Raw genomic sequence first — 215 nt, 5'->3', positions numbered from 1 at the left:
TACTTCCGCAAGACATGTTATGAGATATTTTATTAAAAGTGCGGGTGAAGGGAGTCGAACCCCCACGCCAAAGGCGCCAGATCCTAAGTCTGGTGCGTCTGCCAATTCCGCCACACCCGCATATTAATTTATTTAAGAAAAAATGGGGCGACTGATGGGAATCGAACCCACGAATGCCGGAGCCACAATCCGGTGCGTTAACCACTTCGCCACAA

Annotated in this window: 1 tRNA gene; it reads right to left on the bottom strand. The window is 49.3% G+C overall.

Annotation, left to right across the window (positions count from 1 at the left end):
• Positions 1–39 precede the first annotated feature (39 nt).
• Positions 40–120: transfer RNA gene (locus JDS81_RS30150), tRNA-Leu, on the bottom strand.
• Positions 121–215 lie beyond the last annotated feature (95 nt).

The sequence above is a fragment of the Bacillus cereus group sp. N31 genome, from assembly GCF_016483245.1.
GTDB lineage: Bacteria > Bacillota > Bacilli > Bacillales > Bacillaceae_G > Bacillus_A > Bacillus_A toyonensis.
This window is presented reverse-complemented; position numbering and strand designations above follow the sequence as displayed.